Here is a 20,025-nt window from a genome sequence, read left to right as displayed (position 1 = left end):
AGCCGTCTAACCAAAGGTCAGGATTCGGGGCCCGTCCTCGGTTACCGCAACTGTGTGCTCCCAGTGTGCCGCACGCGACCCGTCGGCAGTAGTGACTGTCCAGTTATCGTCGAGCACCACAGTCCTGCCGGTGCCCAGGGTCAGCATCGGTTCGATGGCCAGCACCGAGCCCGCGACCAGCACCGGCCCGCGCCCGGGAGCGCCCTCGTTGGGCAAGAACGGATCCAGGTGCATCTCCCGGCCGATACCGTGACCGCCATACCCGTCGACGATTCCGAACGAGCGGCCGTAGCGGGTCTCGGCGGTGCGGGTGCCCCGCTCGATGGCATGCGAGACGTCGGTCAGCCGATTACCGACCACCATCGCCTTGATTCCGGCCTCCAGTGATTCCCGGGTCGCTTCCGACAGGGCTTCGTCGGTCGGACTGAGCGGTCCGACCCCAAAGGTTATTGCCGCGTCGCCGTGCCAGCCTTCCAGGACCGCGCCGCAGTCGACCGAAACCAGGTCGCCGGCGGCCAGGATTTCGGCGGCGGACGGAATGCCGTGGACCACGCGGTCATTGACCGAGACGCAGATCGACGCCGGGTAGCCATGATAGCCCAGGAACGACGGGATAGCGCCGGCTTCGCGGATCACCGTCTCGGCGATGTCGTCGAGGCTCAGGCTCGACACCCCGGCGACCGCCGCCGCGCGGACGGCTCGCAGGGCCGCAGCCACGACGGAGCCCGCCGCGGCCATCGCGTCGAGCTCGCCGGCTGTGCGTTGTGGCACGACTCTGCGGCCCCGCAACCGTGCCAGGGCACGCATGGCTACTTCCCCAGGGCCCGCAACGCGCGAGCGAACACTTCGTCCATGGTGCCAACCGCGTCGACGGTCTTCAGTTGGCCGCTGTAGTACTCCAGCAGCGGCGCGGTCTCGTCGCGGTAAACCTTCATCCGGTTGAGGATCACCTCGTCGGTGTCGTCGGCGCGGCCACGGCCTTTGAGCCGCTCCAGCAACACCTCCTCCGACACCCGGAACTCCAGCACGGCATCGATGTCGGTCCCCCGGCGTTCGAGCATCGCGTGCAGCGCCTTGGCCTGTTCCACCGATCGTGGGTATCCGTCCAGGATGAAACCGTTGGCCGCGTCGGGGTTGTTCAACCGATCGTCGACGAGTTCGTTGGTCAGATCGGACGGCACCAGGTCACCGGCGCTCAGGTACCGCTTGGCCTCGATGCCCAGCTTGGTGCCGTCTTCGATGTTTCGCCGGAACAGCTCGCCGGTGGAGATCTGCGGGATCCCCAGCTTCTCGGCCAGCTTTTGGGCTTGCGTCCCCTTGCCCGCCCCGGGCGGTCCCAGCAAAACGACTCTCACTTGAGGAACCCTTCGTAGTTGCGCTGCATGAGCTGACTCTCGATCTGTTTGACCGTATCCAAACCGACACCGATCATGATCAGGACCGCGGTACCCCCGAAGGGTAGGTTCTGAACTCCGCCGCTGGCGCCGATCTGGAGGAACAGATTGGGCAACACCGCGATCACGCCGAGGTAGATCGAACCCGGCAGGGTAATCCGGCTCAGCACATAACGCAGGTAATCAGCGGTCGGGCGGCCCGGACGGATGCCTGGAATGAAGCCGCCGAACTTTTTCATTTCATCGGCACGCTCGTCGGGATTGAACGTGATCGACACATAGAAATAGGTGAAGAAGATGATCAGGCCGAAGTAGATGGTGATATAGCCCAGGTTGCTGGGGTCGGACAGGTAGGTGGCGACGAACTTGTCCCACCAGCCGCGGCCGAGACCCCCGGTGCCACTGCGGACCAGCTGAGTGATCAAGTGCGGAATGTAGATCAGCGACGAGGCGAAGATCACCGGGATGACGCCGGCCTGGTTGACCTTGAGCGGCAGATACGTCGACGTTCCGCCGTACATCCGCCGGCCCACCATCCGTTTGGCGTACTGCACCGGGATGCGGCGCTGGCCCTGCTCGACGAAAACCACGCCGACGATGATGATCAGCGTGGCCACGCAGACCGCGGCGAAGACCGCGCCGCCGCGGCTTTCCAGGATGTCATGCCCTTCCGGATAAATGCGGGCGGCGATGCCGACGAAGATCAACAGCGACATGCCGTTGCCGATGCCGCGTTCGGTGATCAACTCGCCCATCCACATCACGAGCGCCGCGCCACTGGTCATCACCAGCACGATGACGACCAGGGTGAAAATGCTGTCGTCGGCGATGATTTTCTCGCGGCAGCCTTGCAGCAGCTGGTCGTTGGCCGCCAGCGCCACGATGCTGGTGGCCTGCAGAATCGCCAGCGCGATCGCCAGATAACGGGTGTACTGCGTCATCTTGGCCTGACCGGACTGGCCTTCCTTACGCAGTTCCTCAAATCTGGGAATGACGACGGTCAGCAGCTGCACGATGATGCTGGCCGTGATGTAAGGCATCACCCCGACCGCGAACACCGTGAGCTTGAGCAGCGCACCACCGGAGAACAGGTTGATCAGCGAGTAGATCTGGCCGGCTTCGCCGCTGCTGGCCTGTTTGATGCACTGCTGGACGTGCGGGAAGTCGACGCCCGGAGACGGCAGCGAGGCGCCGACCCGGTACAGCACCACGATGCCCAGCGTGAAGAGGATCTTCCGTCTCAGGTCGACTGTACGCAGCGATGAGATGAAAGCCGAAAGCACTACTTCCTCCTGCGCAGCGGGGGTCATCCTGCATTACGCGCCCAACACTCGCAGGCCAGGACGTACGGCCGCATTATCTACAGCGCGTCAAACCGTTACGAGATTAACAGCTGATGTGGGCGGTACTTGCCAGGGTGGCCGTGGCGGCGCCGGGTGAGGGGTACAGTGTCAATAGTTCGTTACCCGTGCTAAGTATCCATGAGTGGCCGGCGGAGGGCAAACAAATGACGCAATTGGGTAGCGCGCGCTTCGAGGGCGACACCTGGGATCTGGCTTCCAGCGTGGGTTTGACGGCCACCATGGTGGCGGCCGCACGCGCGGGGGGCGGCCTGCCGGGACGCCGACGGCGCCGGAGCCATTGCCAGCGACCACTTCGCCGAGCCGCTGGTCAAAGCGGTGGGCGTGGATTTCTTCAGCCGACGGCCGATCGGCGCCCGGTCGCGGTCGACTTGCGTGACGACTGGCCGGCGGCATTGCGCGAAGCCGGCTTCGACTCGGCCCAGCCAACCGCCTGGTCCGCTGAAGGGCTGCTCGGTTACCTGCCGGCGCAGGCCCAGGACCGGCTGCCGGATCAGGTCACCGCCCACAGCGCACCGGGCAGCCGGTTCGCCACCGAGGGTCTGCTCGACGGCAACGATCTCAACCGAGAAGAGCTGCGACGGCGCATGCGGCGCCAGAACGAGCGGTGGAGTCGCCACGGCTTCGATCTCGACATGGCGGCTCTGCTGTATTTCGACGACCGCACCGACGCGGACACGTATCTGGCCGCCCATGGTTGGCGGATCGCCGGGGTGAGCAACACCGAGCTGTTCGCCCGACACGGACTGCCGCCCGTCGACGGCGACGACGCGCCCTTCGGCGAGGTGGTCTACATCTCGGCCGAATTCGGGGGCTGAGGCAAAGCCGGCGCGAACTCGAGGTGCAAGCCGGTCAGCGCACGCAGGGTGTACGCCGGCTCATAGCTGAATCGCCGGTCATCAGTCGCCCCATGCTCGGCGCTGTTGAGCCTGATTTCGGTTAGCCGCTCCAGGATGCATTCGATCGAAATGCGGGCCTCGACGCGGGCCAGCGACGCGCCAGGACACGAATGTGCGCCGCGACCGAATGCCATATGGTCGCGGGTGTTGCTTCGGTTCAGGCGAAACTCGTTGGGCGCGGCGAATTCTCGGGGATCACGGTTGATTGCGCCGGGACAGAGCATCACGGTGGTGCCGGCCGGGATCACGACATCGCCCACCCGGGTGGTCTTGCGGGCCAGCCGGAAGTCGCTTTTTACCGGGCTTTCCATGCGCAGGACCTCCTCGACGAACCGCGGAATCGCGCTGCGGTCGGCGCGCAGTTGCTCCGCCAGGTCGGGACGCTCGGCCAGCAGCCGAACCGACCAGCTCAGCATGAACGCGGTGGCCCCCCGTCCGGCGGTGAAGAGCAGGGTGGCGCTCCTGGCGATGTCGGCGACCTCGGGCGTCGTCCCGTCGGGATAGCGCGCGGTGGCCAGCTGCGTCAGCACATCCGCGCGGGGTTCGCGTCGCCGCTCCACCAGATAGCCGACGAATATGTCGTCCAGCCAGCGCAGCGGATCCTCGGGTAGCGGCGCATGGTCCAGCGCACCGACCGGTACCGGCGGCCGCGGCACGTCGAATAGCCGGCGGTCTTGGAGCCCGGTCCACCGTAATCGACGGCATGGACACGCTCTGCACCAGCTATCTTGGACGGTCAGAGCCAGGGGCACACTGTAGGGGAAGTCCTTCACATCGACGCGGTCTGAATCCCAAAACACATGGCAATCGACTCATCCCGATCCCCCGGCGACAGCTGGGATTTGGCATCCAGCGTCGGCGCCACGGCGACGATGGTCGCGGCCGCCCGCGCGCTGGCGTCCACGGCAACCGACCCGATCGTCGACGACCCGTTCGCCGCACCGCTGGTGCGCGCGGTCGGCCTCGACTTCTTCGCTCGCCTGGTCGACGGCGACATACCCCATGACGAGGAAGCCGACCGCGAATTACAGGTCATCACGGAGTCGATCGCGGTGCGCACCCGGTTCTTCGACGAATACTTCTGCGATGCCGCCCGCGACGGGCTTCGCCAATACGTCATCTTGGCTGCCGGCCTCGACGCCCGGGCCTATCGGTTGCCCTGGCCGGGTGACAGCGTGGTCTACGAAGTCGATCAGCCCGAGGTTGTCGAGTTCAAGACCAGCACCATGTCGGCAATGGGCGCCGTCCCCGCGGTACGGCGCCGAACGGTCAGCATCGACCTACGCGATGACTGGACGAATGCGTTGCGTCACAAGGGATTCGACGGCACGAAACCAACGGCCTGGAGCGCGGAGGGCTTGCTGATGTACCTGCCGCCCGATGCCCAGGACCGCCTGTTCGACAACATCAGCGAGCTGAGCGCGCCCGGAAGCAGGCTGGCCACCGAGTACCATCCCGACACCGGATCGACGATGGCGCAGCGTGCCCAGGAGTTCAACCAGCGGTGGGCCACATTGGGTTGCGATATCGACCTGTCGGGACTGTTCTACGACGGCGAGCGCAGCAACGTCGTGGAGTACCTGACCGGCCGGGGCTGGCAGGTGGGCACCCGGCGACGCCGGGAGTTGTTCACCGATTACGGTCGCGTCCTACCCGATAACGACATGTCGCAGCTCGGCGACATCGTTGCCGTCACCGCAACGCTTTAACTTTAACCACTAGGCCGGATGGGCTGCCGGCGCGCGGACGACCATGGGAACGGCCGGGAAAGCCCACGCCATCTCCGAGCGCGACTTACGCAGTGCCGCCGTGCCGTAACCCTTCTTACGGTGCTCGGGGCGTATCCAGATCCGGACGTTCACCTCGCCGTGGAGAAGCTCGCCGAACACCATGCCGACCTTCTCCCCGGAATCGACGGCGACAAACCAGGCCGCCTCCTCGTCGTCGACTCGGCTGATCGCCGCCCTGATCTCGTCATCGAGGTTGCCGGCGGGCCCGCCGGAACCGTCGCCGGCCGCACCCATTTCCGCGGTGCGTGCGGCGAAGATGTCACGGTCTTCGTCGGCGGAGAAGGGCCGCAGCTCCAGGCTCTCGCCGAAGCTGGCCGGACGGTCTTTCGCGGCGAAAGTCAGCTGTTGGTTCAGGTCTTCGAGTTCGGCCAGGATCTGCTTGCGCGCATCCTGGGTGAGCTGGTCGAAGGACATGCTCATCACCGCTTCGGCGGCCACATGCGAGGTGCCCAGCAGCGTCACGATCGCCTCGACCGCGGCCGCTTTGTTCTCGGCCTCGACAATGGCGTCGGCGACCTCGTGCCGACGTTCAAGTGCGGCGTACAAGGCATCTGCGATCTCGCGGCGGACGGCAGTCTGGTCGTGGTCTGTCATTGCATAAGCGTAGAACGACATACCCGGTGTCGCGCCACCCGCTAGGCCACTTTGATCCACTGAGCTCCAGGAACCGCCGATAGCGCTGTTTGGTCGGACCGATCCAGTCCAGACGGGGTTCCACGACCCGCTCGATCGAGGCCCAGCGGGCGGCGTCGGTGATCGACGACTCCAGACCGGCCGCCATGCGCCCGAGGAAAGCCGCGCCCAGGGCAGCTCCCTCGGCCACGCGGGACACCTGCACCGGCCGGCCGGTCGCCTCGGCGATGGCCTGCAGCCAGGGTTGGACGCGGGTGCCGCCACCGGATGCGACGAGCCGCAAGGCCGGCGCCCCGCTCAACTCGATCAGCTGGCGAACCACGAAGCCCGATGCTTCGAAGGCCGCCCGCCGAACCGATGCGGGGTCCTGGGTGAGTCCAGGCCGTCGAGCAGCGCCCGGCGGTCGGGATCATGGAACGGCGTGCGTTCGCCACGAATGTAAGGCAGCCAGATCGGTACCCGGCGTGGATCGGCAGCAGCCGGATCACCCGATGCCACAACGCGATCCACCCAGCCGAGAAACAAGCCCCCGGCATTGCTGGCCCCGCCGATCTGGCTCTTGCCCCGGGTATCCGGCCCCTGCTGTCGCCGTACAGCAGTCCGGGGTGACGGGCCGGCCGTCGGAGTCGACGGCGGTCAGCGAGGGCACCATCGCCGAAACGGCCACCGCTTTGGCAGCGGCAGGGGCCAGCTGGTCCAGGGCCGCCAACGGCCCCCGCCGCCAGGCCTCGTCGGCATCGTGCTCCAGCCGGTCGGGCGACGCCACCCGCAGCTGATGCGGGATCCGCACCCGCGCTTTGACGTTGCCGTTCTCGTCGGCGACCACCGCTTTGACCGCTGTGCTGCCGATGTCGATGCCCATTGTGACGGCTTCACGTGACACGGGCGCCACGGTACGCCAGCATTGGCATACGTGACGTCTCGACCGCGCGCCCTGGTGACGGCCCCGCTGCGGGGACCGGGGCTGGCCAAACTACAGCACCTGGCCGATGTCGTGTACGACCCCTGGATAGACCAGACCCCACTGCGCATCTACAGCGCCGAGCAGCTGGCTCAACGGATCGTCGCCGAAGCCGCCGATATCGTTGTGGTGGAATCGGATTCGGTCAACGGTCCGGTTTTCGAGCAGAGGTCGCGGGCCCTGATTGCCGTAGCGGCCACCCGTGGGGATCCCAACAATGTCGACATCGCTGACGCCACCGCGGCCGGCGTCCCGGTGCTGAAGACCCCGGCCCGCAACGCCGACGCGGTCGCCGAGATGACGGTAGCGCTACTGCTGGCCGCCACCCGTCACGTGCTCACCGCAGACGCAGATGTGCGCTCCGGCAACATGTTTCGCGACGGTTTGATTCCCTATCGGCGGTTCCGCGGCTGGGAGATCGCCGGGCTCACCGCGGGTCTGGTGGGTCTGGGTGCGGTGGGCAGAGCTGTGCGGTGGCGGCTTTCCGGGCTGGGTTTGCGGGTCATCGCCCACGACCCGTACAACGACGAAGCCCGCCACGGCCTCGACGAGTTGCTCGCCGAATCCGACGTCATCTCCCTACATGCACCGGTCACCGACGACACCGTGGGCATGATCGGCGCTGAGCAGTTCGCGGCCATGCGCGACGGCGTCGTCTTCCTCAACACCGCCCGGGCGCAGCTGCACGACATCGACGCGTTGGTGGAGGCGTTGCGCGGCGGCAAGGTGGCCGCCGCCGGGTTGGACCACTTCGCCGGGGAATGGCTGCCGGCCGAGCATCCGCTGACGGGCCTGCCCAACGTCGTGCTCACCCCACACATCGGCGGGGCAACGTGGAACACTGAGGCCCGGCAGGCGCAGCTGGTGGCCGACGACCTGGAGGCGCTGCTGTCCGGCAACCGGCCCACCCATATCGTCAACCCGGAGGTGCTCGGCTCATGACATCGGTGAAATCCGCGAAATCCGTCGTGAACCCGGAGGCTGCGGTGCTGGCGGCCGCTCAAGACATGCTGCGGCGCGGCCTGGTCGAAGGAACGGCGGGCAATATCTCCGCCCGGCGCTGCGACGGCAACATCGTGATCACGCCGTCCTCGGTCGACTACAGCGACATGGTCCTCGATGACCTGGTACTCGTCGACCCGGAAGGCGCTGTACTGCAAGCCAAGCCGGGCCGCTCGCCGTCGACGGAGATGAAGCTGCATCTGGCGTGTTACCAGGCGTTCGACGACATCGGCAGCGTCATCCACAGCCATCCGGTTTGGGCGACCATGTTCGCCATCGCCCATCAGCCGATTCCGGCCTGCATCGACGAGTTCGCCGTCTACTGCGGCGGGGACGTGCGCTGCACCGAATACGCCGCGTCCGGCACTCCCGAGGTGGGGCGCAACGCGGTGCGGGCTTTGCAGGACCGCGCCGCAGCCCTGATCGCCAACCACGGCCTGGTGGCCGTCGGGCCCCGGCCGGACAAGGTCTTGCACGTCACCGCCCTGGTCGAACGGACCGCCCAAATCGTCTGGGGCGCACGCGCTCTCGGCGGGCCGGTGCCCATTCCCGAGGACGTGAACCGCAATTTCGCCGGCGTCTACGGTTATCTCCGCGCCAATACTTAGCTGCGCGCCGACTGTGAACCGTACGACGCGACACGCCGCGAAGCCGTCGTGAGATTCACTCTCGGCCCAGCTCCCGCCACTGCCGCGGTGAGGCGCAATGGGTGCGGCTGAACAGTCTGCTGAAGTAGCCGGGATCGCCGACGCCCACCCGCCGGGCCACCTCGCTGACCGGAAGATCGGTGTCGGCCAGCAAGCCGCGAGCCTGCGCCATGCGGCGCTCGACGATCCACTCGCCGACCGTGCGTCCGGTGCGGCGGCGCACGACAGTGGTCAGGTGTCCCGGGCTCATGCCGAGCTCGCGCGCCACATCACGCAGCGACAACGGCTCGGCGTGACGCCGGTCGATCACCTCGAACACCTCAGCCAGCAGCGGTTCACCGCTGCGCCGTAGGTCGACGACCACATCGTCGGCCAGGCGGGCGAGGTCGATCAGCAGCAGCGTGAGATGGGCTAGGCCCGTTTTCCGGTAGCCCTCCAGCCGCCCGGTCAGTTCGGCTTCGATCGACCGGATCGCCTGGTCCCCGACGACCGTCGGGCCATCGGCACCTGCAGCCGTAGCAGCCCACCGGGCCGACCGTGCAGGAACGGGAAGAGCAGCGGGTGCGCCCGCCACGCCGGCCACGGCGTTCGGCCGTCCTCACCGAGCGCGGCGGGATCGAAGAACACCGCGACCCCGTCGTCGGCATCACCCACCTGAGCGGGGTCGATCACCTCACCGGCGGCCGCCACGTACACCACCCCCGCCGCGGGGACGTATCAGCGCCGGGAAATCGTGGATGTGACGACCCGGCTCACCAAGGTTGCCGCGGTCACCGCCAGTGCACACAATCCGAGCGAGCCGGCGCCGTGCACCAGCACCCGGCCGCAGCGCGGCGGCGGATGGCGGGTGATCGCATGCAGCGACACCGAGAACGGGTCGGCGAACACGGCCGCCTCGTCGGGAACGGAGTCGGGAACGGCGAACAGCATGCTGTGGTGGGCGGGCATCAGCTCGGCGTACCCGCCGGTCACGTGGCGGACAGCCCGGTGTGGATTCCGGGTTTGATGTCACCGTCGGCGAAGCTCCAGCACAGGCTGTAGTCGCCGGCTTCGCAGGCCGGACACGGCGGTTCGATGCCACGTGGCCCGCAGGACAGCCACGGATTGAGCACGACCCGCTGGCCCACCTCGACGCCGCGGGCCTCCGGTCCCAGCTCGACGACGTCGGCGACCACCTCGTGGCCCATGACCTGCGGGAAGGAACAGAATGCGGCCATGGCGTTGTCGGCGTCGTGCTCGTCGAAGTCCATCAGGATCTGCTTGGAATCAGACCCGCAGATGCCCGTCAGCCGCGGTCGGGTGATCACCCAGTCCGGGCGCAGTAACCGCGGGTCGGGCAGTTGCCGCAGCCCCGTCGGGCTGTGGGCCAGGTTCTGGGTAAGGGCGTTGGCATCATCGGGGACCTCGAACGGCCCGGGTGGCACGCCGTAAACCAGTGCCCTCATTGCCAGGTCATGGCCGCCGCGCCGGCTATGAACGCGTCCAGGTCGGCGTTCTTGGCGTCGACGACGTCTTTGAGGGCCATCAACTCAGGCAGATAGTGCTCGAACCGGTCGCTGCCGATGGCCGCGACGATGCCCTCGGCCACCAGGTCGGCGCCGACCTTGGGCCCCCGGTAAAGAGGTTCGTCGTTGTCCGGCCGGTCCCAGATCTCGGTGTCCACCGGACCCGGCTGGATCAGCTTCACCGATACTCCGGTGCCCGCCAGATCGACCGCCAGCGCCTCGCTCCAGCCGCACAGCGCGAATTTGCTTGCGCAATAGGCAGCTTCGTGGATGATGCCGAGTCGTCCGCCGACGCTCGACACATTGACGATAACGCCGGACCGGCGAGCCAGCATCCGCGGCAGCAGCGCCAGCGTCATCCGCATCGGGGCGAAGAAGTTGACCCGCATCACCTCCTCCACGTCAGCCGGCTTCAGCGCGGTCACGGCCCGGCGTCTGGGTATTGCCGCGTTGTTCACCAGTACGTCGATGCCACCCAGGGCATGCCAGGCTTGTAATGCCAGCCGTGCGGCCGCGGGGGTGTCGCCCAGGTCGGCGGCCCACATCGCCGACTCCGGCGAGGTCCTGCGGCAGTCGGCCAACACCTCAGCCAGCCGGTCCCGCCGCCGGGCGATCAGCCCGACCACCGCCTCCCGAGCGGCCAACTGCCTGGCCAGGGCCGCTCCCACCCCCGAGGATGCACCCGTGATCAACACCCGCTTGCCGGCCATTGCGTACGACATAGTTCAAGGTTGCCGTGCGGGGCTGCCCAAAGCCAGCGCTTTATCCTGGCTTACGTGGCCCACCATCATCTGCATCGCCTCGTCAGCACCCTCGGAAAACGGCATGACTACTTCCCGGCTGCGGGCCATGATGCGCTGCTGCCGCTCTACGATCTGTTGGCACGGCTCTTGGGATTCACCCGGGTCTACGAGACGCTCATCGCGCAGGCCGATATCGACGACGACCAGCGTGTCCTGGAAATCGGTTGTGGCACCGGGAATCTGGCAATCCGGGTCAAACATGCCCACCCTGCGGCGCAGCTGGTCGGCTGTGATCCCGACCCGCTGGCATTACGCCGGGCGCAGCGAAAGTCAGTGCAGCTGACCGGAATTCGTTTCGAACGTTGTTATGCCCAGCAGCTGCCCTACCCCGACGGCGAATTCGACCGGGTGCTGTCGTCGATGATGCTGCACCACCTGGACGATGCGGCCAAAACCGCCGCGGCGGCAGAGGCATTCCGGGTCCTGCGGCCCGGCGGCCGGCTGCACCTGGTCGACATGGGGGGTGACCTGACCGATCGCGACGGCTTGGCCGCGCGGCTCATCGTGCGCGGCCACCACGGTGCCGGCAACCTCGGCGATGCGATTCCGCGACTGCTGACGGCGGCGGGGTTCGATTGCGCCGAGGTCGATTCTCAACGGCATCGTGTCTTCGGGCGGCTCACCTACTATCGCGCCACCCGTACCCGGACCACCGGGCAGCAAACCGAATGATATGCATCGAGTCACGACGCACCGGACCGACGGTGGCAGCCGGCGAGCGACATAAGCTACGTCATCGGAACCCAACTAGACCCGGACAGGACGGACATGGCACGCACTCACGATGACAGCTGGGATCTGGCCTCCAGCGTCGGTGTCACCGCGACCATGGTCGCCGCGGGGCGCGCGATGGCGACCAAAGATCCCCGCGGGTTGATCAACGATCCCTTCGCCGAACCGCTGGTGCGCGCCGTCGGCGTCGACTTCTTCATCAAAATGATGGACGGCGACCTCGATATGACGGCCTTCCCAGATGTGTCGCCGGCCCGGGCACAGGCAATGGTCGACGGAATGGCGGTGCGCACCAAGTACTTCGACGACTACTTCAGCAACGCCGCCGGCGGCGGAATCCGGCAGGCGGTGATCCTGGCGTCCGGCCTGGACGCGCGAGCCTACCGGCTGCCGTGGCCGGCCGGGACCGTGGTCTACGAACTCGACCAGCCCCGGGTGGCCGAGTTCAAGACAACCACGTTGGCCCGGCTGGGTGCCGAGCCGACCGCGTCTCGGCGGGTGATCCCGATCGATCTGCGCGGCGATTGGCCGACGGCACTGCGGGCGGCGGGCCTGGATCCGGCCGCACCGACGGCGTGGTTGGCCGAAGGACTGCTGATCTACCTACCGCCGCAAGCCCAGGACCGGCTGTTCGACGACATCGCCGCGCTCAGCGTCCCGGGCAGCACCATCGCCACCGAATTCGTGCCGGGCATAGTGGATTTCGATGCCGACCGGATCCGGGAGAGGTCGGCGGCCTTCCGGGAACACGGCATCGACATCGACATGGCGTCGCTGGTGTACCCCGGCGACCGCAACCACGTCGTCGACTACCTGAGTGCCAAGGGCTGGGACGTCGAGGGTGTGACCCGAGCCGAACTGTTCCGGCGCGCCGGCATTCCCGTGCCCGATCCCGACGACGACGATCCGCTCGGCGAGATCATCTTCATCAGCGCCGTCTTGTCCGCCTAGAGGCGCGACTGCCCCAGCCATATCGCGCTGGCGCCGCTGAACGTCTGCTCGATACCCTCGACGACACCGGCGATCGAGCGAATCAGCAGCGTCCCGACGGCATCGGGTACCGAGGCCGCCGCCGGTCGCGACGACATGCGCGGCAGTAGTAGGTCCAACAGCGACGAGCCCGGATAGCTGACCAGGCGAACCTCGGTGTCCTCGTCCAGTCCCGCCAGGATTTTCGCGCGGCGCACCGCCGTGCGGAAGCCGCCGAGTTCGTCGACCAGGCCACGCTCGAGCGCATCGGCACCGGTCCAGACCCGGCCTCGGGCCACCATATCGACGGCCTCGGTGCTGAGGTTGCGGCCCTCGGCGACGCGCGCCACGAAGTCACCGTAGAACAGATCAGCCTCCGCCTCCCGCCGGGCCCGCTGTTCCGGCGTGAACGGCTCGTCTATCGACCAGGCGTCGGCGTTGGCGTTGGTGCGCAGCGTTTCCGACCCGACCCCCAGCCGGTCCTTCAGATCGCGAACCACCAGTTTCCCGGTGATCACCCCGATGGAACCGGTGATGGTGCCGGGATTGGCGACGATCGCATCTGCCGCCATCGAAACGTAGTAGCCGCCGGAGGCGGCGACCGCACCCATCGATGCGACGACGGGCTTGCCGCGGCGACGGGCCCGCTTCACCTCACGCCAGATGGTCTCCGACGCGGTGACCGATCCCCCGGGACTGTCCACCCGCAGCACGATCGCCGAAATCGAGTCGTCGGCGGCCACCTCCCGCAGCGCCGCCGCGATGGTGTCGCCACCGGCGCTGGACGGGCCGAACGGAAGGCCCTGTGGCCCACCGCGTCCGTTGACGATCGGTCCTTCCACGGTGACCACCGCTATCGTCGGCTTGGATCGGCGGCCGGGTATCGACGGTACCGGTGGCGCCAGTCGCGACCGCGCGGTCCCCGCGTAGCGCGCCAGGTACATTCGCGGCGGCTTCTCGTCGGTGTCGACAGACTCCGACGAAACACCTTCTATCCCAACCAGTTCCGTCATCCGAGCGTAGACCTCGTCGCGGAATCCGATCCGGTCGATCAGCCCGGAGGCCACCGCCTCGTCGCGCAGCAGCGGAGCCCGGTCGGCCAGCTCGTTGAGCACGTCGACGTCTATGCCGCGAGATTCGGCGACCGCGTGCCACACCTGGCTCTGCATGCTTTCCAACATCCGGGTGACAGCCTCGCGATGGGCGTCGGTGTAACCGTCTTCGGTGAAAAGGTTTGCCGCCGACTTATATTCGCCTCGCGTGACGATCTCGGCTTCGATACCGGCCTTGTCCAGCGCGTCGCGCAAGAACATCGCGTTGCTGGCAAAGCCGATCAGCCCGACGCTTCCCGAGGGCTGCAGCCAGATCTCGCGGAATGCCGAAGCCAGGTAGTAGGACAGCGTGCCCGGATAGGTTTCCGCCCAGGCCACCGACGGCTTGACGGCACTGAAGGCCGCGATGGCCTCCCGAAGTTCCTGAACGGCGCCGGCGGGCGACGGCGGAAGCTGGACGCGCGCAATCATTCCGGCGACCCGTGGATCCTCGGCGGCCCGATGGATCGCGGCGACGGCGTCGCGCAGGGCCATTGGCCGGCCGCCTCCGGACAGGATTGTCAGCGGGTCGAAACCCGTCGTCTCCACCGGCATGTTGCGCAGATTGAATTCGAGCACGCAGCCGTTGGGCACGCCGTGGTGGCACGCGGTGTCGACCCGGTCAGCCAGGGCGCGCACGTCGTCGACGCCGGGCAGAAAAGACAGTAAGGCGAACATGTTTACCCAGCCTACCGATAGCCGGCGGGCAGCCACCGTACGGTGAAGGTGTGCGGTTTTGCATCGCGATCCCCCAACTGGACTACGACGACTTCGACACCGCCGGGCTGCGCTCGTATCTGGGTCGCGCCGAGGAGCTGGGGTTCGACGGCGGATGGGTGCTCGAGCAGATTGTCGGCGAATCACCGCTGCTGGCGCCGTTGGAGCTGTTGGCATATTCGGCTGCCTGTACCGAGCGGCTACGGCTCGGGGTCGGCGTTCTGGTGACCTCGCTGCATGATCCGTTGCAGCTGGCCTCGGCGGTGACCGCCGTCGACCGGCTCAGCCACGGCCGCCTCGATCTCGGTATTGCGGCCGGTGGCGGTTCCCGCAGATTCGCGGCTTTCGGCGTCGACAAGGCCACCTACGTCCGATATTTCACCGAGGGCCTGGCCTTGATGAAAGCGGCGTGGTCCGACGAGCCGCGGGTGACATTCCACGGCCGGTTCCGCGACGTCGACAACCTGCCCATCGCGCCCAAACCGGTGCAGCGACCACACCCGCCGATCTGGTTCGGCGGCCGGGCGCCCACGGCGCTGGCCAGAGCGGTGCGCCACGGTGACGCGTTCCTGGGCGCGGGTTCGTCGACAACGGCCGACTTTGCCCAAGCCGTCACCGTCGTGCGCCGTGAGCTCGGCGAACAACACCAGGATCCGGCAACCTTCACCATCGGCAAACGGGTTTATCTGATGGTGGACGACGACGGCGACCGGGCCCGCGAGCGGGTGCTCGACGGGTTAGGCGCCATCTACGGCGGCAGGATGTCCGGCATCGATTCGGCGGCGGTGGCGGGCACGCCCGACGATGTTGTCCGCGGACTGGTCGAAGTGATCGACGCCGGGGCCCGGATGCTGCTGCTCAACCCGGTGGGCGCCGACGTCGCGCAGAACCGCGATCAGATGGAACGCCTTGCCGCCGAGGTGATTCCGCGGCTGGGCTAGTTGCGCGAGCAGACGCAAAAGCCCCCGCACGCTCGGCGTGTCGGGGGCTTTTGCGTCTGCTCGCGGTACTAAAGCTCGGTGGCGGACCCGCCCGCGGCGGTGATCTTGTCGCGGGCGCTCCCGCTGAACCTGTGCGCGGTGAGGTCGACCTTGACGGTCAGCTTGCCGTCACCGAGCACCTTGACCAGAGCGTTCTTGCGAACCGCTCCCTTGGCGACCAGGTCGTCGACGCCGATGGCGCCGCCCTGCGGGAACAGCCGGTTGATGTCGCCGACGTTGACGATCTCGTACTCGGTGCGGAATCGGTTACGGAATCCCTTGAGCTTGGGCAGTCGCATGTGGATGGGCATCTGCCCACCCTCAAAGGTCACCGGTACCTGATTGCGGGCCTTGGTGCCCTTGGTGCCACGCCCCGCTGACTTGCCCTTGGAGCCCTCACCGCGCCCGACGCGGGTGCGTGCGGTCTTCGATCCGGGCGCCGGCCGCAGATCGTGCAGCTTGATGGTCACGTCGTCGTACCTCCGGTCGCCTCTACGTTTGTGGACTCCACCTCGACGAGGTGCCGCACCACCGCGATCAGCCCGCGGGTCTGTGGGTTGTCCTCGCGAATCACCGAATGGCGAATCCGCCGCAAACCCAGGGTGCGCAGGCTTTCGCGCTGCTTCCAACGGGCCCCGATGGTGCTACGCACCTGGGTGATCTTGAGTTGGCTCATGGCTGCGCCGCCTCGCGCGCCGCGGCGGCGGCAAGCGCGTCACTTTCGCGCCGCGCCTTCAGCATGCCGGCCGGAGCGACGTCCTCGATGGGCAGACCGCGCCGAGCGGCCACCTCCTCGGGACGCTGCAGCATCTTCAGCGCGGCGACGGTGGCGTGCACCACGTTGATCGCGTTGTCGCTGCCCAGCGATTTCGCCAGGATGTCGTGCACGCCAGCACATTCCAGCACCGCACGGGCGGCGCCACCGGCGATCACACCGGTACCGGGGCTGGCCGGGCGCAACAGCACCACGCCGGCGGCCGCCTCACCCTGCACCGGGTGGGTAATCGTGCCGCGGATCAACGGAACCCGGAAAAAGCCCTTGCGAGCCTCCTCGACCCCTTTGGCGATGGCGGCCGGAACCTCCTTGGCCTTGCCGTAGCCGACACCGACCATCCCGTTGCCGTCGCCAACGATGACCAGCGCGGTGAAGCTGAACCGCCGACCACCCTTGACCACCTTGGAAACCCGGTTGATGGCCACGACACGCTCCAAGTAATTGCTCTTGTCGCCGTCGCGGCCGCCGCGGCCGCTGTCGCGCCGGCCCCGGCCGTCACGCGAGTCGCGGCTGTCTGGGGCGCCTTGCCCGCCAGCCGACTGTTCCGCCATTATGCGGTCCTCCCGTTCATCAGAAGTTCAATCCGTTCTCGCGTGCGGCATCGGCCAGCGCCGCGATCCGCCCGCCGTAGCTGTAGCCGCCGCGGTCGAACACCACGGTGTCAATGCCGGCCGCCTTGGCACGTTCGGCGATCAACTGGCCGACCCGCACGCTACGCGCTTTCTTGTCCCCGTCCAGACCACGCACATCGGCTTCGATCGAGGACGCGGCGGCCAGGGTGGTGCCGTTGAGATCGTTCACCAGTTGCACGTGAATGTGCCGCGCGGACCGGTGTACCACCAGCCGGGGACGCTGCGGGGTGCCGGCGATCTTCTTGCGCAGCCGTGCGTGCCTGCGCAGCCGGGAGACGCGCCGGGTCGCGGATACGCTCTGCCCCACCGACTTTCGCGCAGCGGTTTCAGCCTGTGATTGCGCCATGACTACTTACCTGTCTTCCCGACCTTGCGGCGGATCTGTTCGCCTTCATAGCGCACGCCCTTGCCCTTGTAAGGGTCGGGACGACGCAGCCGGCGGATATTCGCCGAAACCTGGCCGACCTTCTGCTTGTCGATCCCGGACACCGTGAACTTCGTCGGCGCCTGGACCGCGAACGTGATGCCTTCGGGCGCTTCGATCACCACCGGGTGGCTGTATCCGAGCGCGAACTCGAGATTGGTGCCCTTCAGCTGGACGCGGTAACCGACACCGTAGATCTCCATTTTGGTGGTGTATCCCTGGGTCACGCCGGTGACCAGATTGGACACCAGGGTGCGCGACAGCCCGTGCAGGGAGCGGTTGCGCCGCTCATCATTGGGACGCGTGACGACGATGGCGCCGTCGTCGTTGCGGGACACCGTGATTGGTTCGGCGACCGTCATGTCCAGGGCGCCTTTCGGCCCCTTGACGGCGATGTTCTGGCCGTCGATCGTGACGTCGACTCCGGAGGGTACCGGAATGGGTTGCTTACCAATGCGCGACATGGTTGCTTCCTCTCACCACACTCTCACCAGACATATGCGAGGACTTCGCCGCCCACGCCCTGTCTGGCTGCCTGACGATCGGTGAGCAGGCCGGAGGAGGTCGAAATGATCGCCACACCCAGGCCGCCGAGTACCCGCGGCAGATTGGTGGATTTCGCGTAGACCCGCAACCCCGGCTTGGACACCCGGCGCAAACCGGCGATGCTGCGCTCCCGGCTGGGCCCGTACTTGAGCTGCACGATCAGCGATTTGCCGACCCGAGCATCCTCGGTGCGGAAGTCGCTGATGTAGCCCTCGTTCTTGAGGATCTGGGCGATGTTGGCCTTGATCTTGGAGTGCGGCAAAGCCACTTCATCGTGGTACGCCGAATTGGCGTTGCGCAGACGGGTCAAGAAGTCTGCGATCGGGTCCGTCATCGTCATGACAGCGTCTGTGCCCTTCCTCGCCGTTACCAGCTGCTCTTTTGCACACCGGGCAGCTCACCCGCATGCGCCATCTCGCGCAGGCAGATCCGGCACAACCCGAACTTGCGGAACACCGCGCGGGGGCGGCCGCACTTGCTGCATCGGGTGTAGCCGCGCACCGCGAACTTGGGTTTGCGTGCGGCCTTGTTGACCAGTGCCTTCTTCGCCATCTGCTCAGTTCTCCTTGAAGGGAAAGCCGAGGGCCCGCAACAGCACTCGTCCTTCCTCGTCGGTTGTCGCCGAGGTGACGACGTTGATGTCCATGCCGCGGACCCGGTCGATCTTGTCCACGTCGATCTCGTGGAACACCGACTGCTCGGCCAGTCCGAAGGTGTAGTTGCCCACCCCGTCGAATTGCTTGGGCGACAACCCGCGGAAGTCGCGGATACGCGGCAACGCGATCGAGGTGAGCCGGTCGAGGAACTCCCACATCCGGTCGCCGCGCAGCGTGACGCGCACGCCGACCGGCATGCCCTCACGCAATTTGAACTGCGCGATGGACTTACGTGCCCGGCGAATTTCCGGCCGCTGCCCGGTGATCAGTGCCAGGTCGTTGACCGCGCCGTTGATCAACTTTGCGTCCCGAGCGGCCTCACCGACGCCCATGTTGACCACGACCTTGGTCACGGTCGGGATCTGCATGACGTTGCGGTAGCCGAACTCCTTTTGCAGCGTGCCCCGGATCTCGTTGCGGTAGCGCTCTTTTAGGCGCGGCAGGGTCTTCTCTGCAGTGGTCATCAGATGTCCTTGCCGTTGCGCTTCGAGATACGGACCCGTTTGCCGGTTTCCTCGTCGACCCGGTAGCCGATTCGGGTGGGATTGCCGTCGGAGTCGACCACCATCACGTTGGAGACGTGGATCGGGGCCTCCTGGGTGACGATCCCGCCCGACCTGGCACCACGTTGGTTGGTGGAAACCGCGGTGTGCTTCTTGATCCGGTTGACGCCCTCGACCAGTACCCGGTTGCGGTCCGGGTAGGCCTGCAAGACTTTGCCCTTGGCCCCTTTGTCTTTACCGGCAATCACCAGCACGGTGTCGCCCTTATGGACCTTCATCTACAACACCTCCGGGGCCAGCGAGATGATCTTCATGAATCGCTTCTCCCGCAGTTCGCGCCCGACCGGCCCGAAGATGCGGGTTCCGCGCGGGTCGTTGTCGGGCTTGATGATCACCGCGGCGTTCTCGTCGAACTTGATGTAGCTGCCGTCCGGACGCCGGCGTTCCTTGGCGGTGCGCACCACGACGGCCTTGACGACGTCTCCGCGCTTGACGTTGCCGCCGGGAATCGCGTCCTTGACCGTGGCGACGATGACGTCACCGATGCCGGCATAGCGTCGCGACGATCCGCCGAGCACGCGGATGCACAAGATCTCCTTGGCGCCGGTGTTGTCGGCGACCTTGAGCCGCGATTCCTGCTGAATCACTAGATCTCCTGACCTGGTTGACGTGTGCACGGCAAGGTTCACCAAACACCAGACGTGCGCGGTCTTTGCTGCCCAAGGGCACGCGGGGCCGATAACGCCTACGCGCACCAGCCGAGGTCTGCCCAAGGCAACCCCTAGAGTCTAGGGGACGGCCAGTTCAGAGCCAAATTCGAGGGCCACCTAGAAGGGTGGGGGCTCGTCGTCGGGTGGGGCGGGTCCCGCATCCCCGGCGGACTCGGCCCGTCGGTTCAGGCGGGCGCTGCGGTTGTGGCGGCGTTCGGTGGCCACCCGGTATGCGCGGTCTTGGGCGCGGGTGCGGCGGCGTTTGGGCATCATGGCGCTGCGCTGGGCGCAGTAG

At 66.8% G+C, this 20,025-nt stretch carries 23 protein-coding genes and 4 pseudogenes; 7 read left to right on the top strand and 20 right to left on the bottom strand.

Annotated elements, in window-relative coordinates; genetic code table 11:
* Window positions 1-6 precede the first annotated feature (6 nt).
* Genes map through secY form a run of 3 tightly spaced genes read right to left on the bottom strand, consistent with a single transcriptional unit; the run spans window position 7 to window position 2,677 of the window.
* A complete protein-coding gene (gene map, locus EET03_RS04270; protein ID WP_075542254.1) occupies window positions 7-807 on the bottom strand; it encodes a type I methionyl aminopeptidase in 801 nt (266 codons plus the stop codon).
* Window positions 808-809: 2 nt separating this feature from the next.
* Window positions 810-1,355: an adenylate kinase gene (locus EET03_RS04265; RefSeq protein ID WP_075542253.1), complete on the bottom strand. Its 546-nt coding sequence runs from the start codon at window positions 1,353-1,355 to the stop codon at window positions 810-812.
* Window positions 1,352-2,677 carry a preprotein translocase subunit SecY gene (secY, locus tag EET03_RS04260; protein WP_063470053.1) on the bottom strand — a complete coding sequence of 442 codons (1,326 nt, stop codon included), beginning with the start codon at window positions 2,675-2,677 and terminating at the stop codon, window positions 1,352-1,354. Before secY ends, EET03_RS04265 begins: the two co-directional genes overlap by 4 nt.
* Window positions 2,678-2,910: 233 nt before the next feature.
* On the opposite strand from secY, the pseudogene EET03_RS04255 reads away from it, so the two are divergent.
* A pseudogene (locus tag EET03_RS04255) lies at window positions 2,911-3,573 on the top strand (SAM-dependent methyltransferase).
* On the opposite strand, the gene EET03_RS04250 reads toward EET03_RS04255, so the two are convergent.
* Window positions 3,546-4,310, bottom strand: coding sequence for a cytochrome P450 (locus EET03_RS04250; protein WP_244232234.1), 765 nt, complete (start codon window positions 4,308-4,310; stop codon window positions 3,546-3,548). The pseudogene EET03_RS04255 and the gene EET03_RS04250 overlap by 28 nt on opposite strands.
* A gap of 144 nt (window positions 4,311-4,454) precedes the next feature.
* Between EET03_RS04250 and EET03_RS04245 the strand changes: the two genes are divergently transcribed.
* A complete protein-coding gene (locus EET03_RS04245) occupies window positions 4,455-5,363 on the top strand; it encodes an SAM-dependent methyltransferase (RefSeq protein WP_075542251.1) in 909 nt (302 codons plus the stop codon).
* A gap of 9 nt (window positions 5,364-5,372) precedes the next feature.
* On the opposite strand, the gene EET03_RS04240 is transcribed toward EET03_RS04245, so the two are convergent.
* Window positions 5,373-6,038 carry a GNAT family N-acetyltransferase gene (locus EET03_RS04240; RefSeq protein WP_063470051.1) on the bottom strand — a complete coding sequence of 222 codons (666 nt, stop codon included), beginning with the start codon at window positions 6,036-6,038 and terminating at the stop codon, window positions 5,373-5,375.
* A 43-nt stretch (window positions 6,039-6,081) separates the two neighbouring features.
* Window positions 6,082-6,960: pseudogene (locus tag EET03_RS04235) on the bottom strand (FGGY-family carbohydrate kinase); the annotation flags it as partial.
* Between the two features lie 30 nt (window positions 6,961-6,990).
* Between EET03_RS04235 and EET03_RS04230 the strand changes: the two are divergent.
* On the top strand, window positions 6,991-7,980 hold the full coding sequence (locus tag EET03_RS04230) for an NAD(P)-dependent oxidoreductase (RefSeq protein ID WP_075542248.1): 990 nt from the start codon (window positions 6,991-6,993) through the stop codon (window positions 7,978-7,980).
* A complete protein-coding gene (locus EET03_RS04225; protein ID WP_075542247.1) occupies window positions 7,977-8,648 on the top strand; it encodes an L-fuculose-phosphate aldolase in 672 nt (223 codons plus the stop codon). The genes EET03_RS04230 and EET03_RS04225 overlap by 4 nt, the downstream gene beginning before the upstream one ends.
* A 55-nt stretch (window positions 8,649-8,703) precedes the next feature.
* On the opposite strand, the pseudogene EET03_RS04220 reads toward EET03_RS04225, so the two are convergent.
* From EET03_RS04220 to EET03_RS04210, 3 genes and pseudogenes are all read right to left on the bottom strand, one after another.
* Window positions 8,704-9,516, bottom strand: a pseudogene (locus EET03_RS04220) (helix-turn-helix transcriptional regulator).
* Window positions 9,411-10,132: pseudogene (locus EET03_RS04215) on the bottom strand (alcohol dehydrogenase catalytic domain-containing protein); the annotation flags it as partial. The pseudogenes EET03_RS04220 and EET03_RS04215, both read right to left, overlap by 106 nt.
* Entirely contained in the window at window positions 10,129-10,902 is a 774-nt protein-coding gene (locus tag EET03_RS04210) for an SDR family NAD(P)-dependent oxidoreductase (RefSeq protein ID WP_063469961.1), read from the bottom strand. The pseudogene EET03_RS04215 and the gene EET03_RS04210, both read right to left, overlap by 4 nt.
* 66 nt (window positions 10,903-10,968) lie before the next feature.
* Between EET03_RS04210 and EET03_RS04205 the strand changes: the two genes are divergently transcribed.
* Window positions 10,969-11,667 carry a class I SAM-dependent methyltransferase gene (locus tag EET03_RS04205; RefSeq protein ID WP_063469960.1) on the top strand — a complete coding sequence of 233 codons (699 nt, stop codon included), beginning with the start codon at window positions 10,969-10,971 and terminating at the stop codon, window positions 11,665-11,667.
* Window positions 11,668-11,763: 96 nt separating this feature from the next.
* A complete protein-coding gene (locus EET03_RS04200) occupies window positions 11,764-12,678 on the top strand; it encodes a class I SAM-dependent methyltransferase (protein ID WP_075542246.1) in 915 nt (304 codons plus the stop codon).
* On the opposite strand, the gene sppA is transcribed toward EET03_RS04200, so the two are convergent.
* Entirely contained in the window at window positions 12,675-14,465 is a 1,791-nt protein-coding gene (gene sppA, locus EET03_RS04195) for a signal peptide peptidase SppA (protein WP_075542245.1), read from the bottom strand. The genes EET03_RS04200 and sppA overlap by 4 nt on opposite strands.
* Before the next feature lie 50 nt (window positions 14,466-14,515).
* On the opposite strand from sppA, the gene EET03_RS04190 reads away from it, so the two are divergent.
* Window positions 14,516-15,445, top strand: a complete 930-nt coding sequence (locus tag EET03_RS04190) for an LLM class flavin-dependent oxidoreductase (protein WP_075542244.1) — start codon at window positions 14,516-14,518, stop codon at window positions 15,443-15,445.
* Between the two features lie 68 nt (window positions 15,446-15,513).
* Here the strand turns inward: EET03_RS04190 and rplO are convergent, their stop codons facing one another.
* From rplO to rplN, 10 genes are read right to left on the bottom strand one after another with little or no spacing between them, the layout of a single operon-like run.
* Window positions 15,514-15,954: a 50S ribosomal protein L15 gene (gene rplO, locus EET03_RS04185; protein WP_075542243.1), complete on the bottom strand. Its 441-nt coding sequence runs from the start codon at window positions 15,952-15,954 to the stop codon at window positions 15,514-15,516.
* Complete coding sequence (gene rpmD, locus EET03_RS04180; RefSeq protein WP_075542242.1) at window positions 15,951-16,160, bottom strand: 50S ribosomal protein L30; 210 nt, start codon at window positions 16,158-16,160, stop codon at window positions 15,951-15,953. Before rpmD ends, rplO begins: the two co-directional genes overlap by 4 nt.
* A complete protein-coding gene (gene rpsE, locus EET03_RS04175) occupies window positions 16,157-16,810 on the bottom strand; it encodes a 30S ribosomal protein S5 (RefSeq protein ID WP_063469954.1) in 654 nt (217 codons plus the stop codon). The genes rpmD and rpsE overlap by 4 nt, the downstream gene beginning before the upstream one ends.
* A gap of 19 nt (window positions 16,811-16,829) precedes the next feature.
* Window positions 16,830-17,198 (bottom strand): 50S ribosomal protein L18, encoded by a 369-nt coding sequence (gene rplR / locus EET03_RS04170; protein WP_036391499.1) that lies wholly within the window; start codon window positions 17,196-17,198, stop codon window positions 16,830-16,832.
* Between the two features lie 41 nt (window positions 17,199-17,239).
* The gene (gene rplF / locus EET03_RS04165) at window positions 17,240-17,779 is read right to left on the bottom strand and encodes a 50S ribosomal protein L6 (RefSeq protein ID WP_075542240.1); all 540 of its coding nucleotides are present in this window, start codon (window positions 17,777-17,779) and stop codon (window positions 17,240-17,242) included.
* Window positions 17,780-17,802: 23 nt separating this feature from the next.
* Window positions 17,803-18,201 carry a 30S ribosomal protein S8 gene (gene rpsH, locus EET03_RS04160; RefSeq protein ID WP_036398368.1) on the bottom strand — a complete coding sequence of 133 codons (399 nt, stop codon included), beginning with the start codon at window positions 18,199-18,201 and terminating at the stop codon, window positions 17,803-17,805.
* 26 nt (window positions 18,202-18,227) lie between these two features.
* Window positions 18,228-18,413, bottom strand: coding sequence for a type Z 30S ribosomal protein S14 (locus tag EET03_RS04155; protein WP_011739072.1), 186 nt, complete (start codon window positions 18,411-18,413; stop codon window positions 18,228-18,230).
* Window positions 18,414-18,417: 4 nt separating this feature from the next.
* Window positions 18,418-18,981: a 50S ribosomal protein L5 gene (gene rplE / locus EET03_RS04150; protein ID WP_023370955.1), complete on the bottom strand. Its 564-nt coding sequence runs from the start codon at window positions 18,979-18,981 to the stop codon at window positions 18,418-18,420.
* Window positions 18,981-19,298, bottom strand: a complete 318-nt coding sequence (gene rplX, locus EET03_RS04145) for a 50S ribosomal protein L24 (protein ID WP_036398370.1) — start codon at window positions 19,296-19,298, stop codon at window positions 18,981-18,983. The genes rplE and rplX overlap by 1 nt, the downstream gene beginning before the upstream one ends.
* The gene (rplN, locus tag EET03_RS04140) at window positions 19,299-19,667 is read right to left on the bottom strand and encodes a 50S ribosomal protein L14 (protein ID WP_023370951.1); all 369 of its coding nucleotides are present in this window, start codon (window positions 19,665-19,667) and stop codon (window positions 19,299-19,301) included. It abuts the gene before it with no gap.
* Window positions 19,668-20,025 lie beyond the last annotated feature (358 nt).

It is taken from the genome of Mycobacterium innocens (genome assembly GCF_900566055.1).
Classification (GTDB): Bacteria; Actinomycetota; Actinomycetes; order Mycobacteriales; family Mycobacteriaceae; genus Mycobacterium; species Mycobacterium innocens.
Note: the sequence above shows the minus strand (reverse complement) of the source record. Positions and strands in the feature narration are given on the sequence as shown.

Excerpts from the sequence above, each read along its gene's own strand:
- map (WP_075542254.1), bottom strand. The coding sequence starts at position 807 with ATGCGTGCCCTGGCACGGTTGCGGGGCCGCAGAGTCGTGCCACAACGC.
- EET03_RS04245 (WP_075542251.1), top strand. The coding sequence starts at position 4,455 with ATGGCAATCGACTCATCCCGATCCCCCGGCGACAGCTGGGATTTGGCA.
- EET03_RS04240 (WP_063470051.1), bottom strand. The coding sequence starts at position 6,038 with ATGACAGACCACGACCAGACTGCCGTCCGCCGCGAGATCGCAGATGCC.
- EET03_RS04225 (WP_075542247.1), top strand. The coding sequence starts at position 7,977 with ATGACATCGGTGAAATCCGCGAAATCCGTCGTGAACCCGGAGGCTGCG.
- EET03_RS04210 (WP_063469961.1), bottom strand. The coding sequence starts at position 10,902 with ATGGCCGGCAAGCGGGTGTTGATCACGGGTGCATCCTCGGGGGTGGGA.
- EET03_RS04200 (WP_075542246.1), top strand. The coding sequence starts at position 11,764 with ATGGCACGCACTCACGATGACAGCTGGGATCTGGCCTCCAGCGTCGGT.
- sppA (WP_075542245.1), bottom strand. The coding sequence starts at position 14,465 with ATGTTCGCCTTACTGTCTTTTCTGCCCGGCGTCGACGACGTGCGCGCC.
- rpmD (WP_075542242.1), bottom strand. The coding sequence starts at position 16,160 with ATGAGCCAACTCAAGATCACCCAGGTGCGTAGCACCATCGGGGCCCGT.
- rpsE (WP_063469954.1), bottom strand. The coding sequence starts at position 16,810 with ATGGCGGAACAGTCGGCTGGCGGGCAAGGCGCCCCAGACAGCCGCGAC.
- rplF (WP_075542240.1), bottom strand. The coding sequence starts at position 17,779 with ATGTCGCGCATTGGTAAGCAACCCATTCCGGTACCCTCCGGAGTCGAC.
- rpsH (WP_036398368.1), bottom strand. The coding sequence starts at position 18,201 with ATGACGATGACGGACCCGATCGCAGACTTCTTGACCCGTCTGCGCAAC.
- EET03_RS04155 (WP_011739072.1), bottom strand. The coding sequence starts at position 18,413 with ATGGCGAAGAAGGCACTGGTCAACAAGGCCGCACGCAAACCCAAGTTC.
- rplE (WP_023370955.1), bottom strand. The coding sequence starts at position 18,981 with ATGACCACTGCAGAGAAGACCCTGCCGCGCCTAAAAGAGCGCTACCGC.
- rplX (WP_036398370.1), bottom strand. The coding sequence starts at position 19,298 with ATGAAGGTCCATAAGGGCGACACCGTGCTGGTGATTGCCGGTAAAGAC.